This window comes from Kribbella sindirgiensis, assembly GCF_004331435.1.
GTDB classification, from domain to species: domain Bacteria; phylum Actinomycetota; class Actinomycetes; order Propionibacteriales; family Kribbellaceae; genus Kribbella; species Kribbella sindirgiensis.
In genome coordinates, this window is record NZ_SJKA01000013.1 from 191,984 (window position 1) to 210,152 (window position 18,169).

Sequence of the window (18,169 nt, forward strand, 5' to 3'; positions counted from 1 at the left end):
TGACAGCGTTGTCATCGGTGCGGCCCGTCGGCCGCGTGAGGATCCTTTCCCGGAGGCTGATTTCGTGCACGACGACCGTCAACTCATCGAGGAGCGGCTGAAGCGCGCCCTGCGGGAGCGGCTCCGCCCCGCGATCTACGGCGCGGCGGTCCCGCTGGACATCGAGGTGTGGCACGCACCCGGTGAGCCGGTGTCCCCCGCCGAGGCGCTCGCCCAGACCTACGAACCGGCCGAGATCGGGCTCCCGTGGGGCCCGGCCTGGGGCACCGCGTGGTTCAAGTTCAGCGGTCAGGTGCCGGCCGAGTGGGCCGGCAGCGAGATCGAGGCGGTCATCGACCTCGGCTTCAGCGGCGGCCCGGGCTTCTCCGCGGAGGGCCTGGTGCACACCACCTCCGGCAAGCCGCTGAAGGGCCTGCACCCGCGGCAGACCTACGCCCCGCTGTCGATCCTCGGCCCGGACGGTACGGCGGCCTCGCCCGGCGACCGGATCGAGTTCTACGTCGAGGGCGCCGCGAACCCGGAGATCCCGCTCGACAACGCCTACGCGAAGGTCGACATCGGCGCCAAGCTCGGTGAGACCCCGATCTACCAGCTGACCCGCGCCGACCTGGCCGTGTTCAACGCCGAGGTGTGGGACCTGATCCTCGACCTCGAGGCGCTCGACAGCCTGCAGCGTGAGCTGTCGCTGCAGGACCCGCGCCGCAAGGAGATCCTGCGGGCGCTCAGCCGTTCGCTGGACGCGCTCGACTACGAGAACGTGGCCGGCACCGCCGCGGACGCCCGCGCCCAGCTGACCGACGTACTGAGCCGGCCGGCGCACGCGAGCGCGCACCAGCTGTCCGCGGTCGGGCACGCGCACATCGACTCCGCCTGGCTCTGGCCGCTCCGGGAGACCCGCCGCAAGGTGGCCCGGACCGTGTCCAACGTTGCCACGCTGGCCGAGGAGTACCCGGAGCTGGTCTTCGCGTTCTCGCAGGCCCAGCAGCACGCCTGGGTGAAGGACAACTACCCGGAGGTCTGGGAGCGGCTGAAGAAGGCCGTCGCCGAGGGCACGATCGTTCCGGTCGGTGGCATGTGGGTCGAGTCCGACACCAACCTGCCCGGCAGCGAGGCGCTGGCCCGGCAGTTCGTGCACGGCAAGCGGTTCTTCCTGGACGAGTACGGGATCGACACCCAGGAGGTCTGGCTGCCGGACTCGTTCGGCTACACCGCGGCCCTGCCGCAGCTGGTGAAGCTGTCCGGCTCCAAGTGGTTCCTGACCCAGAAGATCTCCTGGAACAAGGAGAACAAGTTCCCGCACCACACCTTCTGGTGGGAGGGCCTGGACGGGACCCGGGTGTTCACCCACTTCCCGCCGATCGACACGTACAACTCGGACCTGTCCGGTCGCGAGCTCGCGCACGCGCAGCGGAACTTCCAGGAGAATGGCGCCGCGACCCGGTCGCTGGTTCCGTTCGGGTACGGCGACGGCGGTGGCGGCCCCACCCGCGAGTTCGTCGCGACCGCGCGCCGGGTGGCGAACCTGGAGTCCTCCCCGCGCGTGACGATCGAGTCGCCGACCGAGTTCTTCGCCGCGGCCGAGGAGGAGTACCACGAGCACGCGCCGGTCTGGTCCGGTGAGCTCTACCTGGAGATCCACCGGGCGACGTACACCTCGCAGGCCAAGACGAAGCAGGGCAACCGGCGCAGCGAGCACCTGCTCCGCGAGGCCGAGCTGTGGAGCGCCGCGGCCGTCGTCGCGGGCAAGCTCGACACGTACCCGTACGAGGACCTGGACCGGCTGTGGAAGGTCGCGCTGCTGCACCAGTTCCACGACATCCTGCCGGGCTCCTCGATCTCGTGGGTGCACCGCGAGGCCGAGCGGACGTACGCGAAGCTCGCCGACGAACTGGACGCGATCATCTCCCGGGCGCAGCAGGCGCTGGCCGGCGAGGGCTCGGAGCAGATCGTCTTCAACGCGGCGCCGCACAGCCGCAACGGCGTCGCCGGTCTGGGCGCGGGCGTCGCGACCACGGCCGGCCAGGCGGTCACCGTCGAGAACGGCGTGATCGACAACGGCCTGATCCGGGTCACCGTCGACGAGCGCGGCCTGATCACCTCCCTGTACGACGTCGAGGCGCAGCGCGAGGTCATCGCACCAGGTGCCGCAGGCAACCTTCTGCAGCTGCACGTGGACACCCCGAACCACTGGGACGCGTGGGACGTCGACTCGTTCTACAAGAACAACGTCCGGGACGTGACCGAGGTCGACAGCGTCGACTTCAGCAGCGCCGACGACGAGGTGACCGTCGTCGTCAAGCGGTCCTTCGGCCGTTCGACCGTCACCCAGACGCTGCGGGTCAGCCCGGGCACCAAGCGGGTCGACATCGAGACCGAGATGGACTGGCACGAGTCGGAGAAGTTCCTGAAGGCGGCGTACCCGGTCGACGTGCACGCGGACCGGTCGGCGTCCGAGACGCAGTTCGGGCACATCTTCCGGCCGACCCACCAGAACACCTCGTGGGACGCGGCGAAGTTCGAGATCGCGGCGCACCGCTGGGTGCACGTCGGCGAGCCGGGGTACGGCGTTGCCGTGGTCAACGACTCGACGTACGGCCACGACATCAACCGGACCGCGCGGGAGGACGGCGGTACGACGACCACCATCCGCACCTCGCTGATCCGGGCGCCGCGGTTCCCCGACCCGCAGACCGACCAGGGCGTGCACGTCGTGAACCACGCACTGGTGGTCGGCGCCGGGATCGGTGAGGCGATCGAGGAGGGCTACCGGATCAACCTGCCGGAGCGGGTCGTCAACGGCGCCGCGGGCGTCGAGCCGATCGTTGCCGTCGACAACGACAACGTGATCGTCGAGGCGCTCAAGCTGGCCGACGACGAGTCCGGCGACGTGATCGTCCGGCTGTACGAGTCCAGCGGCGGCCGCTCGCGCGCCACCGTCACACCGTCCTTCGCGGCGGCGTCGGTGACCGAGGTCGACCTCCTCGAACGCCGCCTGGCGGACCGGGACCTGACGGACAACGGAGTCACCTTCGAACTCCGCCCCTTCCAGATCCTCACCCTCCGCTTCACCCGCTCCTGACCCACCCCACCCGCGACGGCCCGCCCAACCCCTCCCCGGGCGGGCCGTCGCCCCATTTCCCTGGCACAGGGGCTCGGTTGTGCTGTGGGTTGTGCAGGTCGACAGTACGTATACGTCCACTGTCCGGCGATCCGGACTGCTGCCCGGTGCGGGTGGCAGGTAGTAGACGTATACGTACTGTCGAGCTGCCGTTTGCCGGGCGTCGCAGCGCTTGTCGCATTCGATGCCCAGTGATCGACAACGGTTCACCCGGCTGACGTAGCGTGAAAGGTATGGCTCCGACTCCTCTGCTCGGTTCCCGGACGCTCGACCGTCAGACGGCCCGCACGCTGCCGCCCGGGCCGAAGCTGCCGACCCTCGCGCAGACCGTGCTGTTCGCGAGTCACCGCAGGACGTTCTTCCCGCGGATGCGGGAGAAGTACGGCGACGTGTTCACGATCCGCCTGGTGCCGTCGAGCCGCGTGTGCGTCGTACTGAGCCGGCCCGACCACATCCGGGAGGTGTTCGGCAGCCCGCCCGCGGTGATGCACGCCGGCGAGGGGAACACGGTGCTCGAGCCGATCATGGGTTCGCACTCGTTGCTGCTGCTCGACGACGAGGACCACGTGCGGATGCGGAAGCAGCTGATGCCCGCGTTCTCCGGCGCGGCGCTGCGCGGGTACGCCGCGATGGTGCTCGAACTCGCCCAGGCCGAGGTCGCCAAATGGCCGGTCGGGACACCGTTCAAGGTGCACCACCGGATGCGGAACCTGACCCTGGAGATCATCCTGCAGGTGATCTTCGGCGTCACCGACGTGGACCGGCTGAACACCCTGCGCCCGTTGCTGGACAAGATCGTGTCGGTGCCGCCGGTGATCATGCTCGGCGGCTTCTACCCACCGCTGCTCCGGGTGCGGCCGTGGAAGACGTACCTGGACACCCAGAAGCAGGTCGACGAGATCCTGTACGACGAGATCGCCGCGCGCCGCGAGACGTACGCCGGGCGCACCGACGTACTGTCCCGGCTACTTGGTGCCGGCAACTGGTCGGACGTGGAGCTGCGGGATCAGCTGGTGACGCTGCTGCTGGCCGGGCACGAGACGACGGCGACCGCAATGGCGTGGGCGTTCCACGAACTGGCGCGCCGGCCGGCGGAGCTGGACTTCGGCCAGCGCGCCGCCGACACCGGCGCCGACGACGAACTCGACGCGATCGTCAAGGAAGCGCTGCGATTGCACCCGGTCGTCTACCAGGTCGGCCGGCGTCTCACCGAGACCACCGACGTGGCCGGCTACCGGCTTCCCCGCGGTACGACGATCATGGCCGCGATCGGGCTGGTCCACCGGGACGCGGAGCATTTCCCGCAGCCGCAAGAGTTCCGCCCGCAACGCTTCCTGTCCGACGATCCGCCCGCGCCGGGTACGTGGATGCCGTTCGGCGGCGGAGCCCGGCGCTGTATCGGCGCCGGATTCTCGCTGATGGAAGGCACCGAGATCCTCCGCGCCGCCCTCAGCGCCTACAACTTCCAGGCCCCGCACCCGAAACCCGAACCGGCCCAGGCGAAGAACGTTACCCTCGTCCCCCGCCACGGCGCCGAAATCACGGTCACCCGCAGGTAGGTCAGTCCTCCAGGTCGCCGACGTCGCCCAGGTCGACGTCGCGGTAGTTCTCCAGGTCCTGCTCGTCGTCGTCCTCGAGTTCGAACTCCTCGTCCACGACGTGGACGGCGGCTTCCTCCGCGCCGGCGGCGGCGCCGTCGATGCCGACGTCCTCGGCGTACAGCTCGCTGTCGTCGTCACTGCGCGCGCCCTCGTCGGAGGCGACCAGGCGGCCGGAGCGTTCGGCGCCGACCTGCGGGCCGCCGACGTCCTCACCCTCTTCGGCGTACGGGTCGACGTCCGGGACCTCCTGCGCGATCCGCTGGTCCAGCGTCTCGCCCTGCAGCGCCTCGTCGGCCGTCGTACCGAAGCCTTCGCCCGCAGACCACTTCTCCGGCGGCGAGTACCCCTCGTCGAGCAGATCCTCCACGCCCCGGTCGTTCAGGGTGTCCGAGGCCTGCAGCTGATCCTCGTCGTCGACGCTGTAGCTGCCGTAGTCCTCGCGGTTGTTCTCCGTCATGAGGCAACAGTGAACCGCAGAGCGCCGATGAATCAAGCTGGCGCACCTATCGCGCAGAATGGGGCGCGTGGATCCGGTCAGGCTGACGTTGGACCAGTTGCGGGAACTGCGCGACGACATCGCGCCGCAGGCCGCGCGGCGGTCCCGTGCCTCGATCCGCCGGCGGATCGAACGCTGGCGCAGCCGCGCCTTCTTCATCGCCCAGTGCGCACTCGCGGCCGGTGTCGCCTGGGCGCTCGCGCACTACGTCGTCGGCCACAAGCAACCGTTCTTCGCACCGGTCGCCGCGATGGTCTGTCTCGGGTTCAGCTTCGGTCAGCGCCTCCGCCGGGTTGCCGAGGTGATGGTCGGAGTGGCGGTCGGCGTCGGCGTCGGCGATCTGTTCGTGAAGGCGTTCGGTACCGGCATCACCCAACTGGTCTTCGTGATCGCGCTCGCGATGAGCGTCGCCGTACTGCTCGGCGCCGGCAACCTGATGACCACCCAGGCGGGCGTCCAGGCCGCGATCGTCACCACGCTGCTGCCCAACCCCGGCGCCGGCTTCAGCCGCTGGCAGGACGCAGCGCTCGGCGGCCTGGTCGCGCTGGCGGCCGCCACGATCGCCCCGGCCGCGGCCATCAGGCGTCCTCGGCAACAGGCGTCCGGGGTCCTGAACGAGCTGTCCGAGATCCTGGTCGAGACCGCCGACGGTCTGCGCGCACGCGACGAGGAGGCGGTCACCGACGCGCTCCGCCGCGCCCGCGCGAGCGACTCCCGGCTGGACGACCTGCGCAGCGCCGCCGAGGAAGGGGTCGCGGTCGTCCGGCTCTCGCCGTTCCGGCGCCGGCACCGCGGGCGGGTCCAGGAGATCGCCGATCTCGTCGTACCGTTGGACCGGGCGATCCGGAACACGCGCGTCCTGGTACGCCGGTGCGCGGTGTCGGTGTGGCGCGACGAGCGGATGCCCGACGAGTACCCGATGCTGCTCGAACGCCTCGCCGACGGCACCCGTCTGATCGGCGAGTCCTTGTTCGAGCCGGCCGCCGACGTCGCCGCCCACCGCGTGCTGGGCGAGCTGGGACGACGTACGGCGGAGATGCCGCTGCCGGTCGGGCTGTCCGCGGTCGTCGTCCTGGGGCAGCTGCGCTCCACGATCATCGACCTGCTCGAGCTGACCGGTACGTCGTACGACGACGCTCGCGCGCTCGTTCCGCTCCGTCCGGACGGGCTCGACGAGAAGTAGGCCGATCCCGCGTGACTCAGGTCACATCGCGGATTCCCGTCATACCTTCCGGACTCCGGCGTCTCACTGGCATGACGATCCACCGACTGATGACCACGATGGCCACCGAGCAGGTCCGCCAGCTCGAGGACCTGCTGGCCGTCGACAGCATGGGCAGCACCCCGACCCCAGACGACCGGACCGACGCCGCCGCCGAGCAGTAAGGCGCCAGCCGGACGAACGGACCCGGGCGGCGCACCCGGACGGTCTGGCCCACCGAGCCAGACCGCACGGAAGTCGCACAGCAAACGCAGAGGCGCCCCCGTGCGAAGCGCCCCCGGATCCGTTACCGGTGCACCGCCACAGAGGTGCACCCACCACCCGCCGATTGTCCTGACACCGTTTGCGCGAGGTTCAGGCCGATCGGCGGGTGGTTTTTACTTGCTGGAAGCAACCGTGATCTCGGTGGTCACCGAGTTCGCGATGAAGCATTCCTGGTGGGCGAGGTGGTGGATCCGCTCGATGGTTTCGGCGTCCGGCTCGGCGCCGTTCCAGACGATCTTCGGGTTCAGCGTCACCTCGGTGATCGCCAGCCGGCCCTCGGGGTTCTTCGCCATCACACCGACCGCGTGGTCGTCGTACGCGTCGACGACCAGTCGCTTGCGGGCCGCGATCGCCAGGAACGTCAGCATGTGGCAGGAGGACAGCGCCGCCACGAACGCCTCCTCCGGGTCGACCGGGCCCGGGTTGCCCAGGTACTTCGGGTTCGCCGAGCCCGGCACGGTGATGCCGCCGTCGAAGCGCCACTCGTGGTCGCGGTCGTAGGTGTCATAGGTGAACTCGTGCTCACCACGGCTCCAGCTCACGTCGACCACGTGCTCCGACATCTTCACATCACCTTCCGACGACATCTCCACGGCACCACTTTGGTGCTGTCACAGGGTTGCATCGTACGGCGGTGTGCCCGGGCAGCTTGGCGACGAAGTCGCTGTCGTACCGCGCGGCCATACCGGCGACCGGCCAGTCCGTCGTCACGACCTGCGCACCGCTGGCCAGGGCGATCCCGAGCCGGGTGTAGTCCTTGTCACGGATCGTCGCCATCGGCTCGTCCGACCGGGTCCGGATCAGGTACCCCTTCGCCACGAGCCGCTGGATCTCTGCCTGGTTCGCGCCCCGCGGGTCGTTCACCTGGGTGATGGCCGCGTCCGGCTCGCCCTCGGGACCACGGGTGAAGACGGCCCGGCCCTCGAGGTTCTGGTGGCCGGTCCGGTAGAGGTCGCGGATCGCGCCCGGGCCGCCGTTGTCGAAGTAGAACAGCACCTGGCCACGGGCGTCGTCGAGCTTCGGCCAGCCCTTGGTCAGGACCGACTGCTCCAGCGTCAGGCCGGGCTTGCGGACGTCGTCCGGCGTCAGCAGGTCCTTCTCGGAGAACACCGACCGGATCTCCTGGTCGACACCCTCCAGGTTGGCGGCGTCCCACGGCGGCGACTGGACGCCACCGGCCGCGACCACCTTCGGGTCGGACTGCTTGAGCTCGAGGTTGATGGTGATCGGCACGTGGTTCGGGTGCTGGTCCGACCAGGACTTCACCTGCTGCAGGCACAGCACGAACGTGTCGCAGGTGGTGTTGTAGTCGAAGTCCGGGATGTGCATGACCTTGATCCCGGGCTTCGCCATCGCGGGATCGGTCAACGGCCCCTGCCCGGTCAGCTTCCGGATCAGCGGGTACGTGTACAGGCCCCCGTCCGGGTCCGGGAGCAGGTCGAGTTCGAGCGTGCGGACGTTCTGGTCCTCCAGTTGCTGCGTGATCGGCGCGTGCGAGTACCAGAGGTCGACCGAGCCCGGGTTCTGGGCCTGCTGGACCTTCTGCTCGGCCGGGCTGAGCTCACGGTGGTAGGAGTTGTGCGACCCGATCATCTGGACCTGGTTGAACCGCAACCCCGAACCGCTCTCCGCGGCGGCCGAGTCCTCCCGGGTGAGCGCCGTACCGGCGACCCCGGAGGCAGCCAGCGCGACGGATGCGAGCCCCACAACGGCGGATTTGCTGATGCGCATACGAAGTTCCCCTCCTCTTGAGCAACTGTCGGCAATCTGTCACAAAGAGGTGGCAACGTTGTCCCCCCGGAGCGTGGACAATAAATGAATGGTGACTTCGGGGGCGTATCCGCTGCGCCGGACGCCGACCCAGGACCGGGCGAGCCGGCAGGTCGAGCGGATCCTGGACGCGGCCTGTGCCGAGGTGGTCGAACGCGGGTACGACGCGGCGTCGACGAGTGGGATCGCGAAGCGGGCCGAGATCGCGGTCGGCAGCGTGTACCGCTACTTCCCGGACAAGCGCAGCCTGATCCAGGCGATCGAACGCCGGAACCAGGCGCGCTACACCGACGCGGTCCGCGAGCGGCTGGCCGACGTGACGAGCTGGCGGGCGGCGGTCGACGTCACGCTGGACACGTTCCGGGAGATGCACCGGACCGATCCGGGCTTCAGGGCGGTCGTGCTGAGCGGGCTCGGCGATCCGGAGCTGGAGGCGAAGCCGGGCGAGTTCGACGACCAGCACGCGGGCGAGTTCGCGGAACTGCTGGCGGCGCGCTTCGGCGCGCGGGACTCGCGGGACTTTCGCCTGGCCGTGACGCTCAGCATCACGATGGGCGAGGCGCTGGCCCACCTGGCGGACCGGCTGTCCGCGGACGAGGCGGAGTACGTTCTGGATCAGGGCCGGCCGGTGCTCTACAACCTGCTCGCCCCGCATCTTCCTGCTTGAGCCGGAGAGGAGGCTCAAGCAGGTGAACCGTCAGGCCGCGGAAGGCAGGCCCAGGGCCGGCCAGTGGCTGACCCGGCCGGCCAGGCGAGCCCGGCGTGGGGTCCGGACGTCGTACGCGACGATCACCCGGTCACCCTTGGCGTAAGTAATCCTGCTCCCGACCGGGAACTTGCGAGCGACCTCGTACGGTCCCTCACCCCGGCGGGTGTAGTACTCGACGATGACCTCGGTGTAGATCGCCGGGGCACCGCTCTGCAGTTGGCCGCGGACCGGGCCACGCACCCGGATCACTCGTCCCGCGGTCTTCTCTTCCGTGCCGGTGGGGATCTGGGACGGCCGAAGACCGGCCAGAACTTCGGTCACGATGAAGGCCGCGACCACCAGCACCAGGCCGAACCCACCGAGTACAACGATCGTCAACATGGCACTCACCCCCGACGCGTCGCCCGCGAGCGACGCGGTCGTTTGTCGAAACTGCCTTGCGCGGCTTTTGCCGCTCACCCGGTGGGACGCCACCGGACTCCACTTGGTTCCATGTAATTCAAAAACTTCTCTACAGGACCATAGTAGAGTCCGGTGGAGCGGTGTTTCTAGAGGTAGAGTTGACCTGAAGTTGTCAGTTTCCGCCCATTCCGAACTGGTATCGCGGCGGAACTGGCCGTTGTGTGCCAAGTGCCTCCTCGGCGGCCAGCCAGTAGTCGGTGAGCGGATTCGCGCCCTCCCGGACCGTGGCCAGCTGGATACCCGCAGCAAGCAGTTCGTGCGCTCTGGCAGGGTCACCGGTCTCCAGTGCGTGCCGGACGCGCAGCAGCTGGATCCGCGGGTCGTCGGGTGCGCGCTCGAGCATCCGCTCCGCCCGCGTGACGTCGGTGTCGAGCGCGGCCGCGACCGCTTCGACGACCAGCGGCACCAGGTCGGGCAGGAGCTCGACGGCGCGCTCGTAGTACTCCAGGTCTCCCGTGACTACACCGAGGTTGCGTAGCGCCCAGGGGTTGTCCCCGGACTCCCGCCACGCCTCGATCGCACCGTCCACATCGCCGGCGTAATGCCGCGCGACGCCCCGGTGGTACCAGACGAGCCAGTTGTCGTCAGCCGCCTCCAACAGCTCCCGCCACGCCACCAGAGTCCCGTCCGGTACGTCGTCAGTCACCGGCAACTGCCCGTCGAGCAGCGGCAGCCACGCCTCCTCCCGCGCCGTCATCGTGTCCGCGTCGAACGGCGTACCGTCCGACACTGCCCACCCGGTGCGCTTGAGCTCCAACGCGCCCCACCCAGACCCCACTGCAAGCCGCTCGACCGGCGCAGCATCAGCTACGCCCAACCACGTCTGCTCACGCGCCGGCAGCTCGTCGAGCAACGGCCTCAACGCCGCAGCACCTCCAGTCCGTGCTGCCTTCCAGTCCTGGGAATGCGCGATACCGGCGTCCATCGACAGCCGTCCGTACGCCTCCAACCAGTGCCACTCCTCGCGGGCGGGCAGCTTCAGGTGCTCCATCTGAGTACGAGCGAGCCCTGCCTGAATCTCGGCGTACCCCTCGCCCTCCAGACCGGGTGACAGCCACTCCTGCCACCGCCGTCCACCGTCCCCTTGACCCCACACGAACAGCTTCCGGCCCTGCAGCCGCGAGGTCGACGCCTGCACGAACCCGTTGCCCGAACCGTCGACGGACGCGATCCACGACCGCTCCGCCGCCAGCGGTTCGAAGAAGTAGTCGATGGCCCGCGGGTGCCGGGTCGGATAGGTCAGATCCGTTGCCACGTCCACCAGATCGAGCGTCCGGCCGTACCCGAACTGCCACGCCTGGTCCGCGGGTACGAGCACCCGACGGTCCGGCGACTGCGGGACCGCGATGTTCGACCACCAGTACGCCGGGACCTCGGCATCGGACGGGTTCTGCAGCCGTACGCCGACGTACAGGAACTCCGAGTCGTCCGGGAGCCAGAAGTCGAGCTGGGTGACGAGGTTGCGGGTGCGTTCGAGCTCCCACAGCCGCAGGATCGGCGTACCGTCCGGACCTTCGAGGCGGGCGGCGTGCATCGGCGCACAGGTCCCGGTCCAGTGGCCGGTGCTGCCGACGTTCCACTCGACGCCGCCGGCGAACCAGGCGTTGCGCAGCGCGAGGTTCGCGGGTTGGAACACCGGGTTGCGGTAGAGCAGCTCCTCGCCGTGGTGGACGAGCGAGTAGAGCCGGCCGCCGAGGGTCGGCAGGACGGTCGCGCGCACGTGGTCGTTCTCCAGCACGAGCGCCGGGAGCGCGGTCTCGGCCAAGGTGCGGTCGTACCCGTCCTGGTTCAGGCACGGCAGTGGGCTGTGCAGGCGCCCGTACTCGATGTTGTCCCGAAGGTCGGCGGGGAGGTCGGCGAGGTTCTCGACCTGGTGCGGCTCGCGCTGCGTGCTGAGCGGCGCGAGCGGGTTCTCCGGACCGATCGAAGCTGCAGGAAGTACGACGTTTTGAACAGAAAGGATCGTCACCGCTCCATCTTCCCAAGTGCGCTATACATGTCGGCATGGACGCTGATGTGATCGTCGTCGGGGCGGGGCTCGCTGGACTGGCTGCGACCGCCGAGCTCGCCGACGCGGGCCGGAAGGTACTGCTGCTCGACCAGGAACCCGAGGCGTCGCTCGGCGGCCAGGCGTTCTGGTCGTTCGGCGGCTTGTTCTTCGTCGACTCTCCCGAACAACGCCGGATGGGCATCAAGGACTCGCACGGGCTGGCGATGCAGGACTGGCTCGGCTCGGCCGGGTTCGACCGGCTGGACGACGAGGACAAGTGGGCGCGGCAGTGGGCCGAGGCGTACGTCGACTGGGCGGCCGGCGAGAAGCGTCCGTGGCTGCATGCGCAAGGTGTGCGGTTCTTCCCGGTCGTCGGCTGGGCGGAACGCGGCGGGTACAACGCAGACGGGCATGGGAACTCGGTGCCGCGGTTCCACATCACCTGGGGCACCGGCCCGGGCCTGGTCGCGCCGTTCGAGCGCCGCGTGCGGGACGCCGTCGGGAAGGGGCTCGTCGAGTTCCGGTTCCGGCACCGGGTGGACGAGCTGACCGTGACGGGCGGCGTGGTCGACGGTGTCGCGGGCAAGGTGCTCGAGCCCAGCGACGTACTGCGGGGTGTGTCGAGCTCGCGGGTCGAGGTCGGGGACTTCAGCCTCACCGCACAGGCCGTGATCGTCACGTCCGGCGGGATCGGCGGCAACCACGACCTGGTCCGGTCGCAGTGGCCGAAGCGGATGGGCGAGCCGCCGCGGCGGATGATCAGCGGCGTCCCGGCCCATGTGGACGGCCGGATGCTCGCGATCACCGAACAGGCCGGCGGCCGGTACGTGAACCGGGACCGGATGTGGCACTACACCGAAGGCATCCAGAACTGGGACCCGATCTGGCCGCAGCACGGCATCCGGATCCTGCCCGGGCCGTCGTCACTGTGGTTCGACGCGACCGGGAAGCGGCTGCCGGTGCCGTTGTTCCCCGGGTTCGACACGCTCGGGACGCTCGAGCACATCATGACCACCGGGTACGACTACACGTGGTTCGTGCTGACGCAGAAGATCATCGAGAAGGAGTTCGCGCTCTCCGGCCAGGAGCAGAACCCGGACCTGACCAACAAGGACGTCAAGGGCGTCCTCGGCCGGGCCCGCGGCGGAGCGACGGCGCCGGTGCAGGCCTTCATGGACAAGGGTGCCGACTTCGTTGTCCGCGGCAACCTTCCGGACCTGGTCCGCGGGATGAACGACCTGACCGGCGACAACCTGATCAAGCTCGACGACCTCGAGCGGCAGATCGTCGCGCGGGACCGGGAGCTGACCAACACGTTCACCAAGGACCTGCAGATCACGGCACTGCGCGGCGCCCGCAACTACCGCGGCGACAAGCTGATCCGGGTCGCGTCCCCGCACCGGATCCTCGACCCGAAAGCCGGCCCGCTGATCGCCGTCCGGCTCAACATCCTGACCCGCAAATCGCTGGGCGGTCTGCAGACCGATCTGGAGTCGCGCGTCCTGCGGAACGACGGCACCCCGCTCCCCGGTGTCTACGCCGCCGGTGAGGTCGCCGGGTTCGGCGGCGGCGGCATCCACGGCTACCGATCGCTGGAAGGCACGTTCGTCGGCGGTTGCCTGTTCACCGGCCGTACGGCGGGACGCGCGGCCGCGAAGGCGGTGTCCTGAAAGCGGTGTCCTGAAGGACCACTGCGGAAGGAGTTCTTGTGTGCTCCGATCCGATGTCCGAGCAGAGGGGCGGCTCCTAGCGTGACCGCATGCGCCGTCTCCTCAGCTTGCTCACCGCCACTGTCCTGCTCGCAGGTGTAACCGTGCCGGCCGAAGCTCACCGTGCCGTTCGCGTCCCGGGTGCCGAGTACCAACAGGTCGCGCACCTGGACGACCTGACCACGGCCGGAACAGTCGCGTCCGGCCACACCAATCCCGCCGACTACGCCGGCCTCACGCATGCGGGTCTGCCGCAGCAATCCGGCGTACCAGGGGTGCAGATCGACGGGTACTTCCCGGACAACTCGCACACCAACACCAACCACGGGTGGAACCACGACTCGCAGTTCGTGATCCGGCTGCCGCGGACGTGGAACGGCGGACTCGTCGTCTCCGGATCGCCCGGCGTGCGAGCGCAGTACGCGAACGACAAGGCGATCTCGGACTACGTGCTCTCTCTGGGCTACGCGTACGCCGCGACGGACAAGGGCAACACCGGCGCCGCGTTCTACACCGACGGCCTGCGCCCCGGCGACGCGATCGTCGAGTGGAACGTGCGTACGACGCAACTCGCGCGCGCCGCCCGCGCCACGGTCTCGCAGTACTACGGCCACGCGGCGCGTGAGGTGATCGCCGCGGGCCTCTCGAACGGCGGCTACCTGGTGCGTTGGCAACTCGAGAACCACCCGGAGCTCTTCACCCGCGGCGTGGACCTGGAAGGCACGCTGTGGACCGTCAAGGGGCCGAACCTCTTCACCTACTTGCCTCAGGCAATCAAAGGCTACGAGCAGCACGACCCGGCCGCGATCGTCGCGGCGGGCTTCGATCCGCGGTCGGACTTCCTCTGGGACTACCACTACACCGTCTACTGGAAGCTGACCCAGCGCATCTACGCCGCCGAACTGGACCCGACGTACACCGGCACCGAAGCCGACTACAACTACGCCCAACGCCCCGAAGCCCACAAGGCCATCAGAAGGATCGCCCTCACCGGCAACATCCGTAGGCCGCTCATCACGATCCACGGCACGTACGACAGCCTGCTTCCGATCGCCCAGGACTCAGACGTGTACGCCCAGCTGGCGAAGCACACCGGCCTGCACACATACCAGCGGGTCGAGGCAGGCAACCACGTCGACGGCCTCGTCGACGCCTACCCCGACCAGCTGGTCCCACTCGTCCCCCTGTTCCAGCGCGCGATCAAAACACCATCGTGAGCAGGTCGGCGAACAGTTCCTGCTCGTCGATCTCCAGCCCGCGGTTGGTGAACCACGTCGCCATGTTGTGGCAGTCGCGGAGCAGGAACTCCATGCCCTTGGGGTTGCCGACGATGTCGACCACCTGTGGCAGGTCGATCATCACGATCCGCTCCCCCTGGGCGAGGACGTTGTACGGCGAGAGGTCGCCGTGCGCCAGCCCTGCCCGGGCCAGTTCCCGCATCCCGCCGCGGAGCTGCTCGAAGTACTGACCGAGCAGTTCCTTCGGCGGCCGGACCTGGGCGAGCCGTGGCGCGGCACCGCCCTCGCCGTCGTCGATGAACTCCATCAGCAGTTCGGTGCCGTCCACCTGGACGGGGTACGGCACCGGGACGCCGGCCACCCACAACCGGTTCAGGGCTTCCCATTCGGCGTACGCCCAGCCGCCCGCCGCGACGCTCCGCCCGTGCGCGGTCTTCTTCGCCATCGCCCGGCTGTCACGGCTGTTGCGGGTACGGCGCCCTTCGACGTACGACGTACTGCGGTGGAAGGACCGGTGTTCCTCGGTGCGGTACCGCTTCGCGGCCAGCAGGGAGGATTTCGCCGGGTTGTCGCCGATGGCTTCGACGGCCCGTTCGACCAGGAAGACGTCGGCTTCCTTACCGGTTTTGAGGACGCCGAGCTCGGTGTCGATCGCCGCCTGTTCCGTCACAACCCAATCGGGTCGTGGTTCCGGGCCGCGAGAACCGCGCTCGACGTCCAGCCAGGTGGACCACCGCTGATCCGGCCCCAGGTCCTCGTCCACCGAGTGGAAGGTGAAGACGAAGGCATCGGACGGATCCGGTTCGAGGTCTGAGTAGTTAGAGGTGAATTCGTACTCGGTAGACAACGGGTGTGCTCCTGAACGAAGAAGTGAGACTGACGCGGACATGCCGCAGCACAGTGATGGCCATCCGTCAGCCCTCCTTAGGTCCAGGCAGCATTCGCCGCTGCTCGGTCAACCCAGGATGCCCGGCCGTTCCGGGCCCCGCAACGTATTTACCGGAACTGCGATCCCCCGGTCGGCCGCAGCCGCAACTCCTGCACCGGTTTCGCCGACCGGCAGACCAGCTCGGGCAGCACACGCCCCTGCCAGGCCGGCGAGTCAGCGAGCCGCCGGCGATGCTCGTCGTACGCCGTGTCGTCGGCGAACCGTGCGAACCAGGTGAGCACCACCTCGTCCCGCAACGGCAGCTGCGGGAAGTTGTTCTCGGCAACCAAGCTCTCGAACACCGCGACCGGTTCGGCACCGGTCGCCGCGAGCACCGGCACGACCTGATCGGTGAAGAACTCGACGAACCCGTCGTCCTCGGCGGCGCGGTGGTAGACCGCTCCGCCGATCATCGAACTCGTCGCGTCGTCCGCCCGCGGCGCGTCGAGCGCCGGGTAGCCGGGTCCGAGCCGCACGGGCTTCAGCAGCAGGGCGTTGTCCGAGTCGATCATCGTCTCGTTCGCCGCGGCGGCGTGGGCGCGCCAGACCGGGCCGTAGTAGAACGCGTTCAGCGCGTCCGCGCGCGCGGGCAGGTCGCGGAACCCGCGGATCCAGACGAACCGATCCGGATCGTCCAGATCGCGGAACTGACCGACGATGTGCATACCGGTCTGTTCCTGCCCCTCGACGAGGTAGGTGTCGAAAACCTCGATCAGGGCGTCGCGATGTCCGGGGTGCAGGGTGTACTGGCGCAGGTCGACTACGGCGCAACACTCGTTCATGAGTGAGAGCAAACCACTGAAACCTGACAGTTACTGTCAGGCGACAAGCGTTTCAAGCACCCGTAACAGTCGGGTACTTGAAAGCTCCGGCCGAGTTTGATCTGGTGGAACCAGTGGTTCAGCCCCTGCCACCCAGCATGTACGACGACACGACGAGGTATCTCCCGTGACGATCGCAACTGCAGAACGCACCAAGCAGAACATCGCCGACGCCACCCACGAGCTGCTGCTCGAGGCGGACAGCGTCCCCGACCCCCGGCACCAGGCGTGCCTCGACGAGGTCGTCCTCCTGAACGCGCCGGTGGCCAGATCGATCGCCTCCCGGTACCGCAGCAAGGGCGTCGACGCCGACGACCTCGAGCAGGTCGCGTACCTGGGCCTGGTGAAGGCCGCCAACGGCTACCGGCTGGAGGCGTCGACGGCCTTCCTGTCGTACGCCGTGCCGACGATCCGCGGCGAACTGAAGCGGTACTTCCGGGACTGCGCCTGGACGATCCGGCCGCCGCGCCGCGTCCAGGAGATGCAGGGCAGTATCGCCGCCGCGGAACCCGAGCTGATTCAGCGGCTCGGGCACGTGCCGAGCGACGAGGAGACCGCGGAAGCGCTGGGCACCGATCCGGCCGAGGTCGCCGAGGCCACCTCGGTCCGCGGCTGCTTCAGCACGCTCTCGCTGGACGCACCCGGTACGTCGGACGGCGGGACGAGCCTGATGGACACGGTCGCCGACGCCGAGAACGGCTACGACCTGGTCGAGAACGTGCGCACCCTGACGCCCGCGGTCGCGAACCTCGGCGAACGGGACAAGCGCATCCTCCAGCTCCGCTTCTGCAACGGCTTCACGCAGGAGGAGATCGGCCACGAGCTCGGCGTCAGCCAGATGCAGGTCTCCCGCCTGCTCCGCGGCATCCTCGAAACCCTCCGCACCGAACTGGCCGTGCAACGGGGTCCCAGCGGCAGCTGATTCGGGTACCGTCGCCTTCGTGGACTTCGAGGAGGCGGCGGATGCGGTGTATGCGGCGCCGGCGGCCGACTTCATTGCTACTCGCAACGAGCTGGCCAAGCAGCTGAAGGCGGACGGGGACGCGCTCGGGTCGACCCGGCTGAAGGCGCTGCGCAAGCCGACGGTCGCGGCCTGGATCGCGAACCTGGTCGCCCGCAAGCTGTCGGACGAGCTCGACGACCTGCTCGCGCTCGGTGACGAGTTCCGGGAGGCGACCGCCGATCTCGACGGCGAGCGGCTGCGGGAGCTGACGCCGAAGCGGCACCGGCTGCTGGACAAACTGTCCAAGGAAGCCGCGCGGCTGGCCGCCGACGAGGGTCAGAAGGTCAGCGCGGACGTCGGCCAGAAGCTCCGCGAGACGCTGGACGCCGCGCTGGTGGATCCGGCCGCGGGCGACGCCGTCCGTGAGGGCCGGTTGAGCAGCGCGCTGCGGCACGTCGGCTTCGGCGTCGTCGACGAGAACGGTGAACCGTCCAACGTCACCCCGCTCACCGACGAGCGCCGCCAGGCCGCCCGCGACCGCCGGAAGGCCCAGCGAGCCGAAACCGAGACCGCCGAGGAAGAGCGCGAAGCAGCTCGGCGCAAGCAGGCGGAGGCGGACGAGCGCGAGGCGGCGGAGCGTGCTCTGGCCAAGCAGGCGTTCGAGGAGGCGGTCGCGGTCGCGCAGGCGGCCGAGGCGAAGGTCGAGGAGCTGGACAGGCAGCTCGACAACGCCCGCGAAGCGCTCTCCGAGGCACAGGCCCGGGTCCACCGCGTCGGCGCCGAGCTCGACGAGGCCCGCCGAGCCGCCCGCGACGCCCAGAAAGAGAGCCGCGAGGCCCGGAAGCGCTACAACCGGCTCTGAACTGGGTACCGGCCGGGGCGGCGAAAGGAGCCGGCG

Annotated in this window: 16 protein-coding genes; 9 read left to right on the forward strand and 7 right to left on the reverse strand. The window is 69.1% G+C overall.

All coding sequences use genetic code 11. From position 1 onward, the window contains the following. Positions 1–64 precede the first annotated feature (64 nt). Both E0H50_RS31185 and E0H50_RS31190 read left to right on the forward strand, forming a co-directional pair. Complete coding sequence (locus E0H50_RS31185; RefSeq protein ID WP_131294286.1) at positions 65–3,079, forward strand: alpha-mannosidase; 3,015 nt, start codon at positions 65–67, stop codon at positions 3,077–3,079. Positions 3,080–3,351: 272 nt separating this feature from the next. Continuing rightward, on the forward strand, positions 3,352–4,677 hold the full coding sequence (locus tag E0H50_RS31190; protein WP_131294288.1) for a cytochrome P450: 1,326 nt from the start codon (positions 3,352–3,354) through the stop codon (positions 4,675–4,677). A gap of 1 nt (position 4,678) precedes the next feature. On the opposite strand, the gene E0H50_RS31195 is transcribed toward E0H50_RS31190, so the two are convergent. Continuing rightward, entirely contained in the window at positions 4,679–5,176 is a 498-nt protein-coding gene (locus E0H50_RS31195) for a DUF5709 domain-containing protein (RefSeq protein WP_131294290.1), read from the reverse strand. Between the two features lie 58 nt (positions 5,177–5,234). Here E0H50_RS31195 and E0H50_RS31200 point away from each other — a divergent pair, with 58 nt between their 5' ends. Beyond that, positions 5,235–6,398: an FUSC family protein gene (locus E0H50_RS31200; protein WP_131294292.1), complete on the forward strand. Its 1,164-nt coding sequence runs from the start codon at positions 5,235–5,237 to the stop codon at positions 6,396–6,398. A 71-nt stretch (positions 6,399–6,469) separates the two neighbouring features. Then, the gene (locus tag E0H50_RS44290; RefSeq protein ID WP_272948534.1) at positions 6,470–6,601 is read left to right on the forward strand and encodes a hypothetical protein; all 132 of its coding nucleotides are present in this window, start codon (positions 6,470–6,472) and stop codon (positions 6,599–6,601) included. Between the two features lie 213 nt (positions 6,602–6,814). Here E0H50_RS44290 and E0H50_RS31205 read toward each other — a convergent pair whose 3' ends face one another. Then, complete coding sequence (locus E0H50_RS31205) at positions 6,815–7,264, reverse strand: OsmC family protein (RefSeq protein WP_131294293.1); 450 nt, start codon at positions 7,262–7,264, stop codon at positions 6,815–6,817. Positions 7,265–7,271: 7 nt separating this feature from the next. Beyond that, positions 7,272–8,432, reverse strand: coding sequence for a phosphatidylinositol-specific phospholipase C1-like protein (locus E0H50_RS31210; protein WP_131294295.1), 1,161 nt, complete (start codon positions 8,430–8,432; stop codon positions 7,272–7,274). A gap of 88 nt (positions 8,433–8,520) precedes the next feature. On the opposite strand from E0H50_RS31210, the gene E0H50_RS31215 reads away from it, so the two are divergent. After that, a complete protein-coding gene (locus tag E0H50_RS31215; protein WP_131294297.1) occupies positions 8,521–9,138 on the forward strand; it encodes a TetR/AcrR family transcriptional regulator in 618 nt (205 codons plus the stop codon). 30 nt (positions 9,139–9,168) lie between these two features. Here E0H50_RS31215 and E0H50_RS31220 read toward each other — a convergent pair whose 3' ends face one another. Then, positions 9,169–9,561, reverse strand: a complete 393-nt coding sequence (locus E0H50_RS31220) for a DUF3592 domain-containing protein (RefSeq protein ID WP_238151433.1) — start codon at positions 9,559–9,561, stop codon at positions 9,169–9,171. Positions 9,562–9,754: 193 nt separating this feature from the next. Further along, the gene (locus E0H50_RS31225) at positions 9,755–11,611 is read right to left on the reverse strand and encodes a DUF5107 domain-containing protein (protein WP_131294299.1); all 1,857 of its coding nucleotides are present in this window, start codon (positions 11,609–11,611) and stop codon (positions 9,755–9,757) included. 35 nt (positions 11,612–11,646) lie between these two features. On the opposite strand from E0H50_RS31225, the gene E0H50_RS31230 reads away from it, so the two are divergent. Continuing rightward, positions 11,647–13,302: an FAD-binding dehydrogenase gene (locus E0H50_RS31230; RefSeq protein WP_131294301.1), complete on the forward strand. Its 1,656-nt coding sequence runs from the start codon at positions 11,647–11,649 to the stop codon at positions 13,300–13,302. Positions 13,303–13,391: 89 nt separating this feature from the next. Beyond that, a complete protein-coding gene (locus E0H50_RS31235) occupies positions 13,392–14,558 on the forward strand; it encodes an alpha/beta hydrolase family protein (protein ID WP_131294303.1) in 1,167 nt (388 codons plus the stop codon). On the opposite strand, the gene E0H50_RS31240 is transcribed toward E0H50_RS31235, so the two are convergent. Both E0H50_RS31240 and E0H50_RS31245 read right to left on the reverse strand, forming a co-directional pair. Next, positions 14,542–15,426: a serine protein kinase RIO gene (locus E0H50_RS31240; RefSeq protein WP_238151434.1), complete on the reverse strand. Its 885-nt coding sequence runs from the start codon at positions 15,424–15,426 to the stop codon at positions 14,542–14,544. The genes E0H50_RS31235 and E0H50_RS31240 overlap by 17 nt on opposite strands. Before the next feature lie 149 nt (positions 15,427–15,575). Then, positions 15,576–16,289 (reverse strand): NIPSNAP family protein, encoded by a 714-nt coding sequence (locus E0H50_RS31245; protein WP_131294307.1) that lies wholly within the window; start codon positions 16,287–16,289, stop codon positions 15,576–15,578. Positions 16,290–16,455: 166 nt separating this feature from the next. Between E0H50_RS31245 and E0H50_RS31250 the strand changes: the two genes are divergently transcribed. Further along, positions 16,456–17,250 carry a sigma-70 family RNA polymerase sigma factor gene (locus tag E0H50_RS31250; RefSeq protein WP_131294309.1) on the forward strand — a complete coding sequence of 265 codons (795 nt, stop codon included), beginning with the start codon at positions 16,456–16,458 and terminating at the stop codon, positions 17,248–17,250. A 19-nt stretch (positions 17,251–17,269) separates the two neighbouring features. Continuing rightward, positions 17,270–18,133 (forward strand): hypothetical protein, encoded by an 864-nt coding sequence (locus E0H50_RS31255; RefSeq protein WP_131294311.1) that lies wholly within the window; start codon positions 17,270–17,272, stop codon positions 18,131–18,133. Positions 18,134–18,169: the final 36 nt, after the last annotated feature.

Excerpts from the sequence above, each read along its gene's own strand:
- E0H50_RS44290 (WP_272948534.1), top strand. The coding sequence starts at position 6,470 with ATGACGATCCACCGACTGATGACCACGATGGCCACCGAGCAGGTCCGC.
- E0H50_RS31245 (WP_131294307.1), bottom strand. The coding sequence starts at position 16,289 with ATGAACGAGTGTTGCGCCGTAGTCGACCTGCGCCAGTACACCCTGCAC.
- E0H50_RS31210 (WP_131294295.1), bottom strand. The coding sequence starts at position 8,432 with ATGCGCATCAGCAAATCCGCCGTTGTGGGGCTCGCATCCGTCGCGCTG.
- E0H50_RS31200 (WP_131294292.1), top strand. The coding sequence starts at position 5,235 with ATGGGGCGCGTGGATCCGGTCAGGCTGACGTTGGACCAGTTGCGGGAA.
- E0H50_RS31195 (WP_131294290.1), bottom strand. The coding sequence starts at position 5,176 with ATGACGGAGAACAACCGCGAGGACTACGGCAGCTACAGCGTCGACGAC.
- E0H50_RS31230 (WP_131294301.1), top strand. The coding sequence starts at position 11,647 with ATGGACGCTGATGTGATCGTCGTCGGGGCGGGGCTCGCTGGACTGGCT.
- E0H50_RS31220 (WP_238151433.1), bottom strand. The coding sequence starts at position 9,561 with ATGTTGACGATCGTTGTACTCGGTGGGTTCGGCCTGGTGCTGGTGGTC.
- E0H50_RS31215 (WP_131294297.1), top strand. The coding sequence starts at position 8,521 with ATGGTGACTTCGGGGGCGTATCCGCTGCGCCGGACGCCGACCCAGGAC.
- E0H50_RS31190 (WP_131294288.1), top strand. The coding sequence starts at position 3,352 with ATGGCTCCGACTCCTCTGCTCGGTTCCCGGACGCTCGACCGTCAGACG.
- E0H50_RS31235 (WP_131294303.1), top strand. The coding sequence starts at position 13,392 with ATGCGCCGTCTCCTCAGCTTGCTCACCGCCACTGTCCTGCTCGCAGGT.
- E0H50_RS31205 (WP_131294293.1), bottom strand. The coding sequence starts at position 7,264 with ATGTCGGAGCACGTGGTCGACGTGAGCTGGAGCCGTGGTGAGCACGAG.